Annotated in this window: 16 protein-coding genes; 12 read left to right on the top strand and 4 right to left on the bottom strand. The window is 66.3% G+C overall.

Annotated elements, in window-relative coordinates:
• Positions 1-133 precede the first annotated feature (133 nt).
• Entirely contained in the window at positions 134-2,605 is a 2,472-nt protein-coding gene (locus FB461_RS03850) for a DNA gyrase/topoisomerase IV subunit A (protein ID WP_142119125.1), read from the bottom strand.
• Between the two features lie 120 nt (positions 2,606-2,725).
• On the opposite strand from FB461_RS03850, the gene FB461_RS03855 reads away from it, so the two are divergent.
• The 3 genes from FB461_RS03855 (at position 2,726) to FB461_RS03865 (ending at position 7,276) form a co-directional block, all read left to right on the top strand.
• On the top strand, positions 2,726-5,428 hold the full coding sequence (locus FB461_RS03855; protein WP_142119127.1) for a GNAT family N-acetyltransferase: 2,703 nt from the start codon (positions 2,726-2,728) through the stop codon (positions 5,426-5,428).
• An 85-nt stretch (positions 5,429-5,513) separates the two neighbouring features.
• A complete protein-coding gene (locus tag FB461_RS03860) occupies positions 5,514-6,107 on the top strand; it encodes a DUF5998 family protein (RefSeq protein ID WP_142119129.1) in 594 nt (197 codons plus the stop codon).
• A gap of 5 nt (positions 6,108-6,112) precedes the next feature.
• Positions 6,113-7,276, top strand: coding sequence for an alkaline phosphatase family protein (locus FB461_RS03865; protein WP_246045998.1), 1,164 nt, complete (start codon positions 6,113-6,115; stop codon positions 7,274-7,276).
• 39 nt (positions 7,277-7,315) lie between these two features.
• Here the strand turns inward: FB461_RS03865 and FB461_RS03870 are convergent, their stop codons facing one another.
• A complete protein-coding gene (locus FB461_RS03870) occupies positions 7,316-8,104 on the bottom strand; it encodes an ABC transporter permease (RefSeq protein WP_142119131.1) in 789 nt (262 codons plus the stop codon).
• A complete protein-coding gene (locus FB461_RS03875) occupies positions 8,101-9,075 on the bottom strand; it encodes an ABC transporter ATP-binding protein (protein ID WP_246045999.1) in 975 nt (324 codons plus the stop codon). Before FB461_RS03875 ends, FB461_RS03870 begins: the two co-directional genes overlap by 4 nt.
• A gap of 247 nt (positions 9,076-9,322) precedes the next feature.
• Here FB461_RS03875 and FB461_RS03880 point away from each other — a divergent pair, with 247 nt between their 5' ends.
• The 9 genes from FB461_RS03880 to FB461_RS03920 all read left to right on the top strand — a co-directional run bounded on the left by FB461_RS03880 (position 9,323) and on the right by FB461_RS03920 (position 16,903).
• Positions 9,323-10,003, top strand: coding sequence for a helix-turn-helix transcriptional regulator (locus FB461_RS03880; protein ID WP_142119132.1), 681 nt, complete (start codon positions 9,323-9,325; stop codon positions 10,001-10,003).
• 51 nt (positions 10,004-10,054) lie between these two features.
• Entirely contained in the window at positions 10,055-11,497 is a 1,443-nt protein-coding gene (sufB, locus tag FB461_RS03885; RefSeq protein WP_142119134.1) for a Fe-S cluster assembly protein SufB, read from the top strand.
• A 50-nt stretch (positions 11,498-11,547) separates the two neighbouring features.
• Entirely contained in the window at positions 11,548-12,765 is a 1,218-nt protein-coding gene (gene sufD, locus FB461_RS03890; RefSeq protein ID WP_142119136.1) for a Fe-S cluster assembly protein SufD, read from the top strand.
• Positions 12,762-13,094: a Rieske (2Fe-2S) protein gene (locus tag FB461_RS03895; protein WP_142119138.1), complete on the top strand. Its 333-nt coding sequence runs from the start codon at positions 12,762-12,764 to the stop codon at positions 13,092-13,094. Before sufD ends, FB461_RS03895 begins: the two co-directional genes overlap by 4 nt.
• Positions 13,095-13,129: 35 nt before the next feature.
• Positions 13,130-13,891, top strand: coding sequence for a Fe-S cluster assembly ATPase SufC (gene sufC, locus FB461_RS03900; RefSeq protein ID WP_142119140.1), 762 nt, complete (start codon positions 13,130-13,132; stop codon positions 13,889-13,891).
• A gap of 7 nt (positions 13,892-13,898) precedes the next feature.
• Complete coding sequence (locus FB461_RS03905; RefSeq protein WP_142119142.1) at positions 13,899-15,218, top strand: SufS family cysteine desulfurase; 1,320 nt, start codon at positions 13,899-13,901, stop codon at positions 15,216-15,218.
• A complete protein-coding gene (sufU, locus tag FB461_RS03910) occupies positions 15,211-15,696 on the top strand; it encodes a Fe-S cluster assembly sulfur transfer protein SufU (protein ID WP_142119144.1) in 486 nt (161 codons plus the stop codon). The genes FB461_RS03905 and sufU overlap by 8 nt, the downstream gene beginning before the upstream one ends.
• Entirely contained in the window at positions 15,686-16,027 is a 342-nt protein-coding gene (locus FB461_RS03915; RefSeq protein ID WP_211349831.1) for a metal-sulfur cluster assembly factor, read from the top strand. Before sufU ends, FB461_RS03915 begins: the two co-directional genes overlap by 11 nt.
• A 528-nt stretch (positions 16,028-16,555) precedes the next feature.
• Positions 16,556-16,903, top strand: coding sequence for a transposase (locus FB461_RS03920; RefSeq protein ID WP_170222601.1), 348 nt, complete (start codon positions 16,556-16,558; stop codon positions 16,901-16,903).
• A gap of 12 nt (positions 16,904-16,915) precedes the next feature.
• On the opposite strand, the gene FB461_RS03925 is transcribed toward FB461_RS03920, so the two are convergent.
• Complete coding sequence (locus FB461_RS03925; protein WP_142119150.1) at positions 16,916-17,503, bottom strand: MarR family winged helix-turn-helix transcriptional regulator; 588 nt, start codon at positions 17,501-17,503, stop codon at positions 16,916-16,918.
• Between the last annotated feature and the right edge of the window lie 44 nt (positions 17,504-17,547).

The following is a 17,547-nucleotide window of genomic DNA, read 5'->3' on the forward strand; positions in this document are numbered from 1 at the left end:
TGACCGCCCGGGGGCTAGTCCGGAGCCGCCACCCGCGGGCAGCGCACTTTGTGCGCCACGCGGGCGGCGGCTCCGTGTCGTTTGGGTCAGGCTCGCCGTTTGGGTGGGCTTCCTAGCCGCACCGCTTCCGCACTCAGCGCCCTATGCCACCGACGGGCGTGGGTAGCGGCTGGCCTGAGCCATCGCGTCGCGGGTCCGGAGCAGGCAGTTCGACGGCGGCTCCCGCATCAGTCACCGCCCGCGCCGGCGACGCGCCGACCCACGCCAGGAGAAGGGTGTCCTCCCCGCGCAAGAATCGTTGCGCGCGAATGCCGCCGGTCGCTCGACCCTTACCCGGGTACGCCTCGAACGGCGTGACCTTCGCCGTGCCCGCTTGAGTACCGGGCAGCGCATCGCTCGCTCCCGCCACGGTCACGACAATCGCACCGTCGATGGCCGCCCCTTTGTCGACGACACCGAAGAACACCGCGCTCTCGCCGGGCGCCAGGCGAATCCCCGCCATGCCGGCGGCGGCGCGCCCCTGAGCGTTGACGGCACTGGCCGCGAAGTGCAGCAGCGAGGAATCCGAGGACACGAAAACCAGTTCGGAGTCATCTGAGGTCATCGCCGCACCGATGACGGCATCGCCCGGTTGGAGGGTAATAATGGGCCACTCGTCCTTCGCGGGGGCGGGTGCCGCCGCAAGCCGCTTCACCACCCCGTTGCGCGTGCCGAGCGCCAGCACACCCGCCCCCTCGTCAAGGGAGACGAGCGCGACGGCGGTCTCGTCCTTCTCGAGCGTGAGGAGGTCGCTCAGCGGTAGCCCTCCGGCGAGCCCGGGGTGATCGTGCGTCGGGGGCAGCGCAGGCAGGTCGAGCGTCGACAACCTCACGATGCGCCCAGCTGACGTCACCACGCCGATCTCCGCCCGCGCGGTCGTCGGCAAGGCGGTGCGCAGGGCATCGTGGAGGTGCCGGGCGCCGGTCGGCTCCCACGGCGTCGCATCGCTCGTGCGAGCGACCAGGCCCGTGACGGACAGCAGCGCCAGGCAGGGGTCGTCGGCCACCTCCAAGTCGAGCGCAGCGGCCTTCGCCCGACCGGTCGAGACTGCGGGGACACCGCCACCCGCGGCGTCCAGCAGGATCGTTCTGCGCGGCGTGCCGTATTCCGCCGCAGCCGCTGCCATCTCATCGTCGACGACCGTGTGCAGACGACCGGTGGATCCCAGGATCTCTTCGAGTTCGGCGATCTCGGCTCGCAGTCCGTCGCGTTCAGATTCGAGTTCAAGGCGAGAGAACCTGGTGAGCCGCCGCAAGCGTAGTTCGAGGATGTACTCGGACTGCGCCTGTGAGAGATCGAAGACGTCGATCAGGCGCGTGCGGGCGGTCTCCGCGTCGTCCGAACTGCGGATGACCTGGATGACCTCGTCGATGTCGAGGATGGCGAGCAGCAGGCCCTCGACCAGGTGCAGGCGCTCCCGTCGCTTGGCCAGGCGATATTCGCTGCGGCGACGCACCACCTCGATGCGGTGGTCGATCCAGACGCGCAACAGTTCCTTCAGGCCGAGCGTCCGCGGCTGACCGTCGACCAGGCACACGTTGTTGATGCCGAACGAGTCCTCCATCGGCGTGAACCGGTAGAGCTGCTCCAGCACAGCATCGGGGTTGAAGCCGGTCTTGACCTCGATCACGAGGCGCAGGCCGTGCTTACGGTCGGTGAGATCGGTGACCGCGGAGATCCCCTGCAACTTCTTGTTGGTCACGCCCTCCTTGATCTTCTCGATCACCTTCTCCGGTCCGACGAGGTAGGGCAATTCTGTGACGACGATGCCCTGACGGCGCGCCGTCACCTTCTCGATCGCGCACGTGGCGCGCGTACGGAAAGTGCCACGCCCGCTGCGGTAGGCATCACGCACGCCGTCGAGTCCGACGATGCGGCCGCCAGTGGGCAGATCCGGCCCGGGAACGAGCCGCACCAAATCCTCGAGATCCGCATTGGGGTTGGCCAGGAGGTGGCGGGCCGCGGCGACGACCTCGACGAGGTTGTGGGGGGCCATATTCGTCGCCATGCCGACCGCGATTCCCGCGGCTCCGTTCACCAGCAGGTTGGGGATGGCCGCCGGCAGCACCGCCGGCTGGGTCAGTTTGTTGTCGTAATTGGGGACGAAGTCGACGACGTCCTCGCCAAGGTCAGCGACCATTGCCATCGCGGCCGGGGCCATCCGCGCCTCGGTATAGCGCGCCGCGGCAGGTCCGTCATCGAGCGAGCCGAAGTTTCCGTGGCCGTCGACGAGCGGCAACCGAAGCGAGAACGGCTGCGCGAGCCGGACCAGCGCATCGTAGATGGCGCTGTCGCCGTGCGGATGGAGGCGTCCCATCACGTCGCCAACGACGCGCGCGGACTTCACGAACGGCCGGTCGGGTCGAAGTCCCATGGCCATCATCTGGTAGACGATGCGGCGCTGCACGGGCTTGAGGCCGTCCCGGGCGTCGGGTAACGCGCGGGCGTAGATCACCGAGTAGGCGTACTCGAGGAACGAGCCCTCCATCTCCTGCGCCACATCGATCTCAACGATCGTGCCGTCGCCGATGGGCGGCTCTTCCTGGCCCGTTGCCGTGCGTGCCATCCGGTCCGTTCCCCTTCCCTTCGCCATGCGCAGATCCGGGCGATGCCAATCCGCTGCGCACGTCATTGTCGCACCGGGCGGTGATGATTCTGCGGAGAAACCGCCGATCGCACCGGGATAGTGCCCAGGTCGGACATCGGCGAAGTGCCGGACTCGGCCGGCGGCGTACTCGTCCAGATGCCCGGCGAGCTGGCCATCGTGCGACGTAGGCTTGGGATCATGGACGTCGTGGTCGGAGCTCGGTGGGACGCCGACGTGCTGCTCGCAGACGGGACGACCGCTCGGATTCGCCCGATCACACCGGCCGACGCGCCCGCGTTGCAGCGGTTCCATCGCGCCCAGTCTGAGCAATCGACGCTGTTCCGCTTCTTCGCGCCGCGTCCGAATCTGTCGGCGCAAGACCTCACACACCTGACGACGGTGGACTACGACACGCGAGTGGCGCTCGTGGTCCTAGGCGGCGGGACCGCCCCATCATCGCCCGCAGGTACGGGCGTAATCGACCCGGCGATCATCGGTGTGGGGCGATTCGACAGGTACGAAGACGGCAATGCTGAGATCGCCTTCAACGTCGCGGATTCGCAGCAGGGCAGGGGAGTGGGTTCGATCCTGCTGGAGCATCTCGCCGCCATCGGACGCGAGCTCGGCGTGGTCCGCTTCACCGCGGAGGTATTGCCGGGCAATGGGCGCATGCTGTCCGTCTTCGACGCGGCCGGGTACCGCGTGTCGAAGAAGGCCGACGACGGGGTCGTTCTCGTGGAGATCGAACTCGACCCGACGCTTCACTCCGCCACGGTCATGGCTGACCGGGAGTGGCGCGCAGACGTCGCTTCACTCGAACGTTTCCAGGGCGCACGCCGCATCGCCGTGGTCGGTGATGCCAGCCGCACCTCGGCCAGGATCCTTGAGCCACTCCGGCGCAATGTCGCGCGTTCCGTGGGCGAATTCATCTTCGTCACGCTCCCGGACGAGTCCTGTGCCGCTGATCCCACCGTCATACCGGCAGTCCCAGTGCCATCGGCAGCGCACGGCGTCGCCCTCGACGATGCCGCGGGCGCCGACCTGGTGCTCGTCGCCAGCGAACCGCAGTCGTGGCCGGTCATCATCGACGCGCTGGGCGCCGCTGGCCTCGCGGGCGCCGTGCTGTATCAATCCGCGGATCCGGATCGCCCAGAGCTCGTCGCCGCCGCACTTCAGTCGGCGCGGCGCTACGGCGTCCGAGTTCTCGGTCCGGGCTCGGCGGGTTTCCGCGTCACGCGAGCCGACGGAACGCTCGACGTCACCACCATCGACCTCTGGCCCAGCCCGGAGGGGGTGAGCTCGGACGCATCTGGTGTCGCCGTCTTCTGCCACTCCGCGGGCATCGCGGCCACTCTGGCGTTCCAGATGCGACTGCGCGGTATCCGAGTGGCGAACTTCTACAGCGCGGGGCAGCGCGCCGATATTTCCGGAAGCGATTTCCTGCAACTGTCGGCAGGCGACCCGCGAAGTTCCGTCGTGGCGATGCACCTGGAATCGCTCGGCAATGCGCGCAAGCTCGCCCGAGCGATTCGCCGCGTCGCGGCGTCGCAGCCCTTGATCGTCTCGGCCAGCGCGACGGCCGGACTCTTGCCCGTCCCCGGCCACAAGGTGCGTACCTCAGCCCACGGCTCACGCACGTTGGACTACCTCCTCGGACAGAGCGGGGCGATCCGCGCCGCGGACGTGGTCAACCTGGCAGATTTGACGGCGCTCGCTCTCGCCGGGCTACGACCGACGACCGACGCGGTAGTGGTCGAGAGCGAGGACGAGGTGCAGGCGGCGCTCGCGGCCGCCGAATTCGCCGCGCAGGGCTTTATCGTCGAGGCGGTGCATGGGAGCACGTCCTTGGACGCTCAGGCCGCCGGGGTCATCGTCAGGGTTATCGATCCGGCGGGCGTCGGTGGAGTCACCAGTCGCGTTGGTGGTCGCCTCGCGATCTCCGCTCTGGACAATCTGGCCGCGCCGACGCCCGCCTTCGCCAGCGCGCGGCGCGCCGCGCGTTGCCTCAACGCCCTGCGCGCCTATTCACGGTGGCTCGAGCGAGATCCGGGAGCGCTCGTCCGCATCCCCGCCGACCGATCCCGCGCGCGGACGTTACTGAGGAATCGCCAACCCGGCGCGCTGAGCCGAGATGCCGCGGCGGACCTCCTCGCCTGCTACGGCATTGACCTGTGGCCGGTCGCGCTGGTCGAGGACAAGGAGGCCGCCGTCGACGCGGCGCGGGAACTGGGCTTCCCGATCGCGCTGACGAGTTCGGCGCCCTCACTCAGGCACCGATCCGACTTGGGTGCGGTGCGCCTCGGGATATCCTCCGAAGCCGAACTGGGGTCGGCCTTCGACCACATGCGTGCCGAGCTCGCCCGCCTCGACCCGGCCCGCGAGCCGTTGCGAGTGCAGCGAATGGCCCCGACCGGAATGGCCTGCGTCATCCGTTCTCGTGAGGACGGCGTGTATGGACCGGTCGTTTCGTGTGGCGTGGCCGGGGACGCGGTCGACCTCCTCGGCGACCTTGCCGAGATCGTGATCCCCGCGACCGAGGCCGACATCGAGAACTCGCTTTCCTCGCTACGCGCAGCCCGCAGATTCTTTGATCCGGAACTCCCGCGCGTGGACATAGCAGGCGTCGTGTCGCTGCTGGCCCGGGTGGGTGAGCTCGCCGACGACAACCCCGAGGTCGCGCGTCTCGAACTGCGCCCCGTAGTCGTATCCCCGAGCAGGGTTGCCGTGCTCGACGCACGCATCGAATTGGGGAGATCGGCCCGAACCGACGATGCGCGTCGGCATCTAGCACGCTGGGGATAGTCGGAGGTCTTGCCGATGGGCAGAAATACACCCGCTGCCGGGCTCGCGCGCGAGCGCAGCGGCCCGGTCAGCGTAGGATGCCACTATGGGTTTTAGTTCCGGCCGGGATTCGCTCGGACATGACATCGAGCAGTCCGGTTACTATCCGGCTCTCGTATTCGGCGTATTGGACGTCGCAATCGCCGGTGAGGACGTTAGCGCCCACCTCGTGCATGTCGAAACGACGTTCGTGCTGGGGCACGTGCAGCGCCACGTCACCGTTCTGGTCCTGACGCCCACGCGCTTCCTGATCGCGCACGTGGATGACCGCCCTGCGGACGAGCGGAATCCCCAGGCATCGGCGACCGCCTCCACGGAAACAGTGGCTATCGACAACATCAAGACGGTTGCAATGACCTACGGCGTGTCGAATCCCGCCAGCCATCGCAGCGGCGCGCTGCCCGATGATGTGACCTTGGCTATCGCATGGGGCGCGGTATCCCGCGTTGACCTCGGGCCGGCAGACTGCGGAGACCAGAACTGCACCGCCGAGCATGGCACCACGGGCACGATCACCCCGGACGACGTCGTCGTCCGGGTGTCGACGCAGGCCGAGGGCGAGGCCGCTGTACTGCGCGCCATCGAGTTCTCGCGCACGCTCTCCGCCGCGACGGCGGGCATTGTGCCGCAGCACATCTAGTGGCGGTGACAACGGCTCGTGAGTTCGCTGCGCGCGCGGCCGAACTAGCCATGGTGTGGCCGGAGCCGGCGCTCGCTACGGTCCGAGCAGGGACGTCCTCGGTGGCTCCCGCCAGCGGGAAAGTGTCGGACGTGCTCACCCGCTACGTCGATGTGGAAAACTTTCCCCGCACGTGCGTCGTGCTCGTTGATGGCCTCGGGCGGCTCAATCTCGATGAGCGAATCGGTCACGCGCCCACCCTGCGATCGGGAATAGCCGACGGCGCGAGTCTGCTCGCGCCCTACCCATCGACCACTTCGGCATCAATAGCGTCGTTCGGCACTGGGTGCGCGCCCGCCAGCACGGGCATGCTCGGCTACACCGTTCGCGACCCGGACAGCGGGGTGCTCGGGAACCTCGTCCAATGGACGGGCCTGCCCGATCCGCTGACCTGGCAGCCGCGGCCGACCGTCTTCGAGACTCTCTCCGCGAGCGGGATCAGGGTGACGAGCGTCGGACCCGAGCGTTTCCGCGACTCGGGAATGACGCGTGCATCGCTTCGCGGCAGCACCTACCTTTCGGCTGAACACTGGTATGACCGTATCGATGCCGCCGCCGGTGCCCTGCGGCAGCCCGGGCTCGCTTATGTGTATTGGGGCGATCTCGATAAGGCGGGACACCATCACGGCTGGCAGTCGGCGAAATGGTGCGACGAGTTGGAGAAAGTCGATGCGGGAATCCGCCGCCTCATCGCGGCTGTACCCCGTGGAACCCAGATTCTCGTGACGGCCGACCACGGAATGATCGACGTGGATCGATCCCACCGCTGGGACGCCGCGACAGATGCCATGCTTGCCGCGGACGTTGCGATGACCGCTGGAGAGCCGAGGGCGCTACACGTTCACGCCGCCCCGGGCGCCGACGGCCAGGCCATCGCCGATCGCTGGCGCGACGTGCTGGGGGACAACGCGCTCGTGCTCGGTCGAGATGAGGCGGTGGCGGCGGGGCTCTTCGGTGAGTTGGACGAGGCCATGCTGCCGCGAATCGGGGACGTGGTCGTCGCGATGGCCGGGCGGGCGACGGTCGTTGATTCCCGCACGCAATCACCCGCCTCGATGGAGATGATCGGCGTACACGGTTCCCTCACGGAGTTCGAGATGATGGTTCCGCTCCTGCGCTGGGAGGGCTGAGCCGCTTCAGTCGGCAGGGCTCGGCTCGCGTCACGCGCCTCACTGCCACTTGAAGAGGCGATTCACGCCCCAGCCGATCGCGGCCGACCAGGCGAGCAGGATCACTACGGAAAAGGCGGGAACGGCTCCGTGCTGGAAGGCGCCGCGGAGGCCATCTCCCAGCGCGCCCGAGGGCAGCAGAAGCGCAATGTGCTTGAGCGGTCCCGGAAGATTCTCCGCTGGCGCGAGGACCCCGCCGCCTACGACGAGCCCGGCAAGGACGAGGTTCGCGACCGCTAGCACTGCTTCTGCTCGCAGCACTCCAGCCGTGAGCATAGCGAGCGCGGTGAACGAGATCGTGCCGAGCGCCACGATCCCGAGCGCGGCGGGAATGCCGCCGAGTTCCGGCCGCCACCCGAGCGCGACGGCGACGGGGACGATGATTGCGACCTGGACGATCTCAACTGCGATGACACCGCAGAACTTGCCGGCCAGCAACCCTGACTTGCCCAGCGGGGTCGTGGCCATGAGCCGAAGGACGCCGTTACGCCGATCGAATGCGGTGGCGATCGCCTGCGACGTGAAGGACGTCGTCATGATCGCTACCGCCAGAACGCCCGGCGCGATGACGTCGATCGTTGCGGCGCCCTGAGTGTCGATCTCGATGATCGATGTCTTGGCGAGCAGAACGAGAATCACGACGGGGAAGATGATCGTCACCATGAGCTGCTCGCCGTTGCGCAGGATCATGCGTGCCTCGAAGGCTGACTGGGCAGCGGCCCTGCGGAGCCAGGCTCGACGCGCCGCCACTTTCTTGGGGTCCGTGAGGGTTTCGGCGGCAAGGCTCATCGCAGGTTCCTTCCGGTCAGGTCGAGGAATACGTCCTCCAGGCCGCGTCTGTTGACGCTGAGATTGCCGAGTAGCGACTCTCGCCGCTCCAGCCATGCCGTGAGCGCGGTCAGTGTTGCCGGAGTGACGGGGCCGGTCGCTACGTAACACCCAGGCCGGGTTTCGCAGAGTTCCCAAGCATCTCCGGCGCCGTGAGCGCGGTCAGCATTGCCGAGGGTCACATCGAGTCCGGTGAGGTCGAGGCCAGGCGTGGTTTCCCACCTGATCGTCGAGTGCCCGGCGCCGGGGCCGGGACTGCCGGTGAGTTCCGCGACCGACCCGGACGCGATCACCCGCCCGTGATCCACGATGACGACGTGATCAGCGAGGGAAGCCGCCTCGTCCATGAGGTGCGTGGTCAGGACGAACGAAACCGACTCGTCGCGCAGTTCCCGAATCAGCGACCACACCGCTTGGCGCGACTGGGGATCGAGGCCGGCGGAGGGCTCGTCCAAGAACACCAACTGTGGGCTGCCCACGAGAGCGGCCGCGAGCGCGAGCCGTTGGCGCTGCCCGCCCGACAGGCGACGCACCGATGTCGTGGCGAAGGAGTGGATGCCGAGGCGATCCGCGAGATCGCCGACGGGACGCGGATTCGGGTACATGGCCGCGACGTGTCGAAGGAGTTCGAGCGACTTCACGCCCGTGGGCAGGCCGCCGTCCTGCAGCATGACACCGACGTGGTAGCGCAAGGACGGGTCCGACGGTAGGTGTCCCAACACCCGGATGTCACCGCTGTCCGGTTGCCGGAGATTCTCGGCGCACTCGATCGTCGTCGTCTTCCCCGCGCCGTTCGGTCCCAGGACTGCCGTCAATTCACCGCGCTCAGCTCGGAAGGTCATGCCGGCAAGAACTGCCTTGCCGCCGTAGGACTTGCGAAGCGACACGATGTCGAGGGCAGGAGCGGCTTGCGGCGGCGCGGGCTGGGGCACGCGAGAAGTCTACCTAGACGGCGGAGTGTCGGAGTGTCGGCGCCGGAAGTGCGCCCTGAGCGGTGAGTCTGCTCACAAACAACCTCAGGTGAGGCAAACCTTGCTTGCAAAGCATGAATTAGTGAACAACGATGTTGTCTATATGAACGCGCGTACAGTTGCGCGTTTCGCGGGGATCGTTGACGAGAAAATGCCGAAGCGAGCCGCCAAGCCGGATCAGGAATAAGTCACGAGATGAGGGGGAGTGATGACCGAAAACGATCTGGTCGAATCCGATGCCTCAACGCACGCGCGCGTGCTGGAACTCGTCATCGCGGGCGGCCCCGTGACGGTTGCCGCACTAGCCTCGGAACTCGGGCTGACCACAGCGGCGATTCGCCGCCATATTGCATCCCTCGAGGCGTCCGGCCGGGTCCAAGCGCGCGACCTGCTACCCAAATCACGCAAACGGGGCCGGCCCGCCCGGCACTACGTCGCCACCAAGCAGGGTCAGGCCGAACTGCCCGATGCCTATCCGGATCTCGCCGCGCAGGCGCTGCACTTCCTCGCGCACACCGCGGGAAGCGCGGCGGTCGAGGAGTTCGCAAGAACCCGCCTTGCCGAATTCGAGGAACGGTACGTCTCTCGGATCACCGCCGCCGATGTGGCCGGGCGCGCCGAGCAACTAGCAAATCTCCTGACGCAGGACGGCTACGTCGCCTCTGTTCGCTCCGTTCCCGGCTCGACCACGCTCCAACTCTGCCAGGGGCATTGCCCCATGCAGTCGATCGCCTCGGAGTTCCCACAGTTCTGCGAAGCCGAGGCGCACGCGATCTCGAGGCTGCTCGGCTCACATACGCAGCGGCTCGTGACCCTCGCTAATGGCGGTCACGTGTGCACCACGACAGTTCCGCTAGGCATGCCAGCGCCCGCGACGCCCCAGACTTAGCTCCCTGCTTCTCCAAAAGCTTTTCACGCCCGCCCCCTAGGAAGGACCATCATGACGGCTCCCACTGACACCACCGAGATCGGACCCCGCTCGGACGATGAGATCATCGCGTCGATCGGCGCATACGGCTACGGCTGGCACGACTCCGACGTCGCGGGTCAGCAGGCCCGCCGAGGTCTGAACGAGGACGTGGTCCGCAACATCTCCGAACTCAAGAATGAGTCGGACTGGATGCTGAACACCCGCCTCAAGGCCCTCAAACTCTTCGACAAGAAGCCCATGCCGCACTGGGGCGCTGACCTGTCGGGCATCGACTTCGACAACATCAAGTACTTCGTGCGCTCGACCGAGGGCCAGGCCAAGAGCTGGGAGGACCTGCCGGAGGACATCAAGGCCACGTACGACCGCCTCGGCATCCCCGAGGCCGAGAAGCAGCGCCTCGTCGCCGGGGTCGCCGCGCAGTACGAGTCCGAGGTCGTCTATCACCAGATCCGCGAGGACCTTGAGAGCCAGGGCGTTCTCTTCCTCGACACCGACACCGGCCTGCGCGAGCACCCGGAGATCTTCGAGCAGTACTTCGGCTCGGTCATCCCGTCGGGCGACAACAAGTTCGCCGCGCTGAACACCGCGGTGTGGTCCGGCGGCTCGTTCGTCTACGTCCCGCCGGGCGTGCACGTCGAGATCCCGCTCCAGGCGTACTTCCGCATCAACACCGAGAACATGGGGCAGTTCGAGCGCACACTGATCATTGCGGACGAGGGCTCCTCGGTTCACTACGTCGAGGGCTGCACGGCGCCGATCTACAAGTCCGACTCGCTGCACTCCGCCGTCGTCGAGATCATCGTGAAGAAGGACGCCAAGGTCCGCTACACGACGATCCAGAACTGGTCGAACAACGTGTACAACCTCGTCACCAAGCGCGCCACGGTCGCCGAGGGCGGCACCATGGAGTGGATCGACGGCAACATCGGCTCCAAGGTGACCATGAAGTACCCGGCCGTTTACCTGATGGGCGCGCACGCCAAGGGCGAGACGCTCTCCATCGCGTTCGCCGGCGAGGGTCAGCACCAGGACACCGGCTCGAAGATGGTTCACCTCGCGCCGTACACGTCCTCCTCGATCATGTCGAAGTCGGTGTCCCGAGGCGGCGGACGCTCGTCGTACCGAGGGCTCGTCCAGGTGAACGAGAACGCGCATCACTCCAAGTCCAACGTGCTGTGTGACGCGCTGCTGGTCGACACGATCTCCCGCTCCGACACCTACCCCTACGTCGACGTGCGCGTTGACGACGTGGAGATGGGTCACGAGGCGACCGTGTCGAAGGTGTCCGAGGACCAGTTGTTCTACCTGATGAGCCGCGGGCTGGAAGAGACCGAGGCCATGGCGATGATCGTGCGCGGATTCGTCGAGCCGATCGCCCGCGAACTACCGATGGAGTACGCGCTAGAGCTGAACCGCCTGATCGAACTTCAGATGGAGAACTCGGTCGGCTGATCCGGCCGCAGACGTTTCCCCTTACGAATCAACCGAATGTGAGCAAAGAAGTGAGTCTTACCACTGATCACTCGCGCGCCGAGGTCGACGGCGCGCACAGCCACGGCCCGCAAAGCGACGGCGCGGTCATTCCGCAGTCCGACCGCGCCGAGCGCGCGACGTCGTTCGACGTGGCCGATTTCGCCGTGCCGAATGGCCGCGAGGAGGAATGGCGCTTCACGCCCATCAAGAAGCTCGCCCGCATCTTCGCGGCGGAGGGCTCGTCCGCGCACCTGGGCTGGACCACTGAGCTGCCCGCCGGCGTCACCGTGGAGGAGATCTCGGCCGCGGAGGCGCGCGACAAGTCCGTATTCGCCCCCGGTGATCGCACGTCGGCTGCCGCGACCTCGCTCAGCGAGGGCGCGATTCTCATCACCATTCCGGACGAGTTTTCCGCCGCGGATCCGGTGATCGTTGACCTGGCGGGGGCCGGCGAGGACGTGGTGTGGGGCCAGATCCTCGTTCAGGTGGGGGCGAACGCGCAAGCATCGGTTGTGCTCACGCATTCGGGCACGGCGACCTACAGCGCGTACGTGTCGGTCGATGTCGCGGACGGCGCTAACCTCACGTTCGTGTCCGTTCAGGACTGGGATGCCACGGCGATTCACCTGGCGGAGAACGCTCTGCGCGTGGCGAAGGACGCAACCCTCAAGCACGTCGTCATGACGTTCGGCGGCGAGATCGTGCGCATCGGCGTGAACGCCCAGCTCGTCGGCGAGGGCGCGAACCTCGAACTGATCGGTGCCTACTTCACGGATGCCGGGCAGCATCAGGAACACCGCCTGTTCGTCGATCACGCGGTACCCCGCGCCCGCTCGCGGGCCACCTACAAGGGCGCGCTCCAGGGTGAGGGCGCCCACTCCGTGTGGGTCGGTGACGTACTGATCCGCGCGGTCGCCGAGGGCACCGACACCTACGAGTTGAACCGCAACCTGCTGCTCACCGAGGGCGCGCGCGCCGACTCCGTGCCGAACCTCGAAATCGAGACCGGCGAGATCGAGGGTGCCGGGCACGCATCGGCGACCGGCCGGTTCGATGACGAGCAACTGTTCTACCTGCAGGCTCGCGGCATTCCCGAGGCCGAGGCCCGCCGCCTCGTCGTCCACGGATTCTTCGCCGAGCTCGTGCGCGAGATCGGCATCCCGTCCATCGAGGCGCGACTGCTCGAGTCGATCGAAGCGGAACTAGCCGTGGCCGTCGGAAAGAGTACGGGAGACGACCAGCAGTGACCGCTCAGTACGCCTGCGACGTCTCGGACCTCGGCCCCGAAGAGGTGAAGGCGATCGATTTGACCGCCGCTGACGGGTCCGTGGTCGAGGTCGCTGTTGTGCGCGACTCCGAGGGTGGCTGGCACGCGATCAACGACGTGTGCACGCACGGCGCGGTCAACCTCTCCGACGGGGAGGTCGAGGGCTGCCTCATCGAATGCTGGCTGCATGGCTCGACGTTCGATCTGAACAGCGGCGAGCCCACGACGCCCCCCGCGTCCAGCCCAGTGGACGTCTATCCCGTGACGATATCCGGCGAGCAGGTACTCGTCGACGTCGACGGCAACTAACTTCACATTTCAGAAATTCTCGTTAAGGAGCACACATGTCCACCCTGGAAATCCGCGACCTCCACGTCCAGGTCGAAACCAAGGAAGGCCCGAAGCAGATTCTGCGCGGGGTCGACCTCACCGTGAACAGCGGCGAAACGCACGCCATCATGGGCCCCAACGGCTCGGGTAAGTCCACGCTTGCCTACTCGCTCGCGGGCCACCCGAAGTACGAGGTCACCTCGGGCTCGGTCACGCTCGACGGCGAGGATGTCCTGGAGATGTCCGTGGACGCCCGCGCCCGCGCCGGCCTGTTCCTTGCCATGCAGTACCCGGTAGAGGTTCCGGGTGTCTCGGTGTCGAACTTCCTGCGTTCCGCCAAGACCGCCATCGATGGCGAGGCTCCCAAGCTCCGCACCTGGGTCAAGGACGTCAAGGAGTCGATGTCCAACCTGCGCATGGACGAGTCCTTCGCCGAGCGCAGCGTGAACGAGGGATTCTCCGGTGGCGAGAAGAAGCGCAACGAGATCCTGCAACTCGAGCTCCTCAAGCCGAAGATCGCCGTCCTGGATGAGACTGACTCAGGCCTGGACGTCGATGCACTGCGCATCGTGTCGGAGGGCGTGAACCGGGCCAAGGACAACACCGGACTCGGCCTGCTGCTGATCACGCACTACACGCGCATCCTGCGCTACATCAAGCCCGACTTCGTGCATGTCTTCGTGGCCGGCAAGGTCGCAGAAGAGGGCGGCTCCGAACTCGCCGAGCGCCTTGAGGCCGAGGGATACGACCGCTTCCTCACCGGCACCTCCGCCTGAGACTGACATGAGCGCCGGAGTCGAGACGGATACCGCGGCCTTCGCGATGAGCGAGGGGGAGCTGGAGCGCGTGCGCGCCGACTTCCCCCTGCTTGCGCGACCGCTGCCAGGCGGCCGCCGGGTCGTCTACCTCGACTCCGGCGCGACGTCGCAGAAGCCCGACCCCGTCCTGGACGCGGAACAGGATTTCTACATCATGCGCAACGCCGCGGTTCACCGCGGGGCGCATCAACTGGCGCATGAGGCGACGGTGGCGTTCGAAGAGGCACGCGAGCACGTCGCGGCGTTCATCGGGGCGCCGTCGGACGAACTCGTGTGGACGTCCGGGGCCACGGCCGCCATCAACCTGGTCGCATACGCGTTCTCGAATGCGACCGCTGGCCGGGGTGGGCAGGCCGCTCAGCGGTTCGCTCTGCGGCCGGGGGACGAGATCGTCGTCAGCGAGGCCGAGCACCACTCGAACCTCGTGCCGTGGCAGGAACTCGCCGCGCGCACGGGCGCGGTCCTGCGCTGGTTCGAGGTCGATGAGGCCGGACGCATCCGGGTGGATCAGGCCGGTGAGGTGATCACGGATCGCACGCGGATCGTTGCGATGACCCAGGTGTCGAACGTCACCGGCGCGATCACTCCCTTGGCGCCGATCATTGCCCGCGCCCACGACGTCGGAGCCCTCGTCCTCGTGGACGGCTGCCAGTCGGTGCCGCACCTGCCGGTCGACGTGACCGAGATCGGCGCCGACTTCCTGGTCTTCTCCGCGCACAAGATGCTGGGACCGACCGGCATCGGTGCGCTGTGGGCCAGGCGGGAACTGCTTGAGGCGATGCCCCCGGTCACGACCGGTGGCTCCATGGTCGAGGTCGTTCGAATGACCGAGACGACCTACGCGCCGCCGCCCCAGCGATTCGAGGCGGGCACGCAGGCAGTGGCGCAGGCCGTCGCCTTCGGCACGGCCGCGCGGTACCTCGGTGAACTGGGCATGCGACAGGTCGCCGAGTACGAGCGGCAGCTCGCCGTCCGGCTGCTGGAGGTCATTGGCGGCATCGAGGGCGTCCGGATCATCGGACCCACCGATCCCGCGGATCGCATCGCGGTGGTGTCGTTCGTGGTCGATGGCGTGCACGCCCACGATGTGGGGCAGTACCTGGACGATCACGGAGTGCTCGTCCGCGTCGGGCACCACTGCGCGCAGCCACTCCATCGCAAGTTCGGCATCGCCGCGACCTCGCGTGCCTCGGCGTCGATTTACACGAGCTTCGAGGACATCGATGCGCTCGGCGATGCGCTGGGTCGCGTGCGGTCCTTCTTCGGGGTGGACTCCCATGCCTGACCTGCAGGACCTGTACCGCGCGATCATCCTCGACCATGCGCGTGACCCGCAGAACCGCGGGCTCGTCGGCGATTTGCACGAGGATCACACGGGGCAGTCCCACCAGGTCAATCCGACGTGCGGGGACGAGATCACGCTGCGCGTCCGGCTCACCGACGATGAAGCGGCGATTGCCGCGCTGTCCTGGGAGGGACAGGGATGCTCGATCTCCCAGGCCTCTGCTTCCGTGATGGCCGAACTCGTGGAGGGGCGTTCGTTGGACGAGGTCTCCCGGCTGGCCGGGCAGTTCCGCGGGCTCATGGATTCGCGGGGGCGCGATCCCGAGCCCGACGTGGTCGAGGCACTGGGCGACGGTGCGGCCTTCGCCGGCGTGTCAAAGTTTCCTGCGCGCATCAAGTGCGCGCTGCTAGGGTGGGCTGCCCTGCGCGAAGCTATGCTTCTGGCAGCCCCGACGACAGGAGAAGACAGTGACGACTGAAGACTCGACCGCACCGGTCAAGAAGGCCTCACTCGTTGACATCGAAGAGGCGCTCAAGGACGTCATCGACCCCGAACTCGGTATCAACGTCGTTGACCTCGGCCTTCTCTACGGGCTCGACGTGGACGAGGACAACCGCGCGCTGATCGACATGACGCTCACCTCGGCCGCCTGCCCGCTGACGGACGTCATCGAAGATCAGGCTCGGACCGCGCTGTCCGAGGTCGTATCCGACCTCGAGATCAACTGGGTCTGGATGCCGCCGTGGGGCCCGGAGAAGATCACGCCCGATGGCCGCGACCAACTGCGCGCGCTGGGGTTCAACGTTTAGTCCGCTGTTGCGGCGCGAACTTTTCTCCCGCTGTCGGTCGAGTTTGTCGAGACCCACTCGACTGGCCGTGGGGCTCACCCCCTGGCTCGACGTGAAGCAAGGACCGTTACCCGAGCGGATGGGAGCATCTCACCCAACTTCGTAGAGAACGTTCTACGCGCCACTAAGGGTTCGCCCGTCAGAGACCCGAACGGCGAAGCTCGGCTATCGTTCACGCATGGAACCGAGCAAGTCATTACCGAGAACAACATCGTGATCACGGTGATCACGCGATGACTCTGAACGAGAACAACGCAACAGCCGCCCGAAGCGTACTCTCAGCGATTTCAGATCTGGAGGCGGGAAAACGCACGCCTGCAGAGGTGCAGGTCCTACTTCAGAGCGCGATCCATCGTCTCGAGAACGACGAATCCGGCGTAGTTGAGGCAGTTCGTCTCGCTGAAGCGTTGGCATCGTGCCTCTGCCATAGAGGGTGAACCGTCACCGGCGATGCCGTTTCCTTTCGAGTCTGGAAAGAAAATAGAGATCATGCCGAAGAGGATTCCGGAGGAGACGAAGCAGCGTGCAGTCAGGCTCATGCTTGATCACCTCGATGAGTATCCGAACCTGACGGCCGCTTGCGAGACGATCTCGAAGCGGTTGGGGTTCGGTGCCGAGTCTTTGCGCCGGTGGGTGCGGCAGGCGCAGGTCGATGCTGGCGACCGTCAAGGTCTGACGGCCAGCGAGTCGGAGCGGATCCGGCGTCTTGAGCGGAAGAACCGTGAGTTGCGTGACGCGAACGCGACCCTGCGGGACGCGGCGGTTTTCTTCGCCGACGCCCCGAACCTCCGCTGGGTTGCGGACTTCACCTATGTGAGGACTCTCTACAGAACTTGACACATCCCAGCGCTATAAACGATCCGGCCTGGATTCGCTAGTCCACTCCTCGGTCCTTACATCTATCTGGTCCGTCATGTCCTGAAGGAATCGAACGACGACTTCCCTCTCCTGTGGAGTGAGTCGCACAGCGGCGTGAAAGCGCTTCGCTTGAAGCCGCCCGACGGTCTGCATGGCTGCTTCACGTGTCTCACTGGTGATGGTGATAGCGAGTGCTCGACGGTCGGTGGGGTGAGGAGAACGCACAATGTGGCCACCGTGTTCGAGCCTGTCGAGGAGTTTCGTGGTGGAGGCGCTGGATATACCGAGATGCGATGCGATCGCGCTAGGCGTCACGACTGCATTTGTGTGCTGGGCGACGATCAAGAAGTGCAGAGCACGCATATCGGACCGCCCAAGCTTCATATACCGCTGCGAGGCTTCGGAGAGAAGTTGCTCAGCCTCCCGCAGGCGGCCAAGAGCCGCCATGACCATCGTGACCCCCTGAATATCCTCGGATGACAGTTGGGATCGGTCCACAAGTAAAGAGTCGGGGTCGTTCTTCTCCACGTCGTATAGGCCTGACGAAACAGCAGTTGCGTCCGCATCCTTCTTCGACATCCTTACATTCTACCTAAATTGTCTTTATCAACGTATCTATTTAC

The sequence above is a fragment of the Rarobacter faecitabidus genome (assembly GCF_006716265.1).
Classification (GTDB): Bacteria; Actinomycetota; Actinomycetes; order Actinomycetales; family Cellulomonadaceae; genus Rarobacter; species Rarobacter faecitabidus.

Bases quoted from the DNA above. Each gene is read 5' to 3' on its own strand.
- sufB (WP_142119134.1), top strand. From the start codon at position 10,055: ATGACGGCTCCCACTGACACCACCGAGATCGGACCCCGCTCGGACGAT.
- FB461_RS03920 (WP_170222601.1), top strand. From the start codon at position 16,556: ATGCCGAAGAGGATTCCGGAGGAGACGAAGCAGCGTGCAGTCAGGCTC.
- sufU (WP_142119144.1), top strand. From the start codon at position 15,211: ATGCCTGACCTGCAGGACCTGTACCGCGCGATCATCCTCGACCATGCG.
- FB461_RS03870 (WP_142119131.1), bottom strand. From the start codon at position 8,104: ATGAGCCTTGCCGCCGAAACCCTCACGGACCCCAAGAAAGTGGCGGCG.
- FB461_RS03850 (WP_142119125.1), bottom strand. From the start codon at position 2,605: ATGGCACGCACGGCAACGGGCCAGGAAGAGCCGCCCATCGGCGACGGC.
- FB461_RS03905 (WP_142119142.1), top strand. From the start codon at position 13,899: ATGAGCGCCGGAGTCGAGACGGATACCGCGGCCTTCGCGATGAGCGAG.
- FB461_RS03925 (WP_142119150.1), bottom strand. From the start codon at position 17,503: ATGTCGAAGAAGGATGCGGACGCAACTGCTGTTTCGTCAGGCCTATAC.
- FB461_RS03880 (WP_142119132.1), top strand. From the start codon at position 9,323: ATGACCGAAAACGATCTGGTCGAATCCGATGCCTCAACGCACGCGCGC.
- sufC (WP_142119140.1), top strand. From the start codon at position 13,130: ATGTCCACCCTGGAAATCCGCGACCTCCACGTCCAGGTCGAAACCAAG.
- FB461_RS03860 (WP_142119129.1), top strand. From the start codon at position 5,514: ATGGGTTTTAGTTCCGGCCGGGATTCGCTCGGACATGACATCGAGCAG.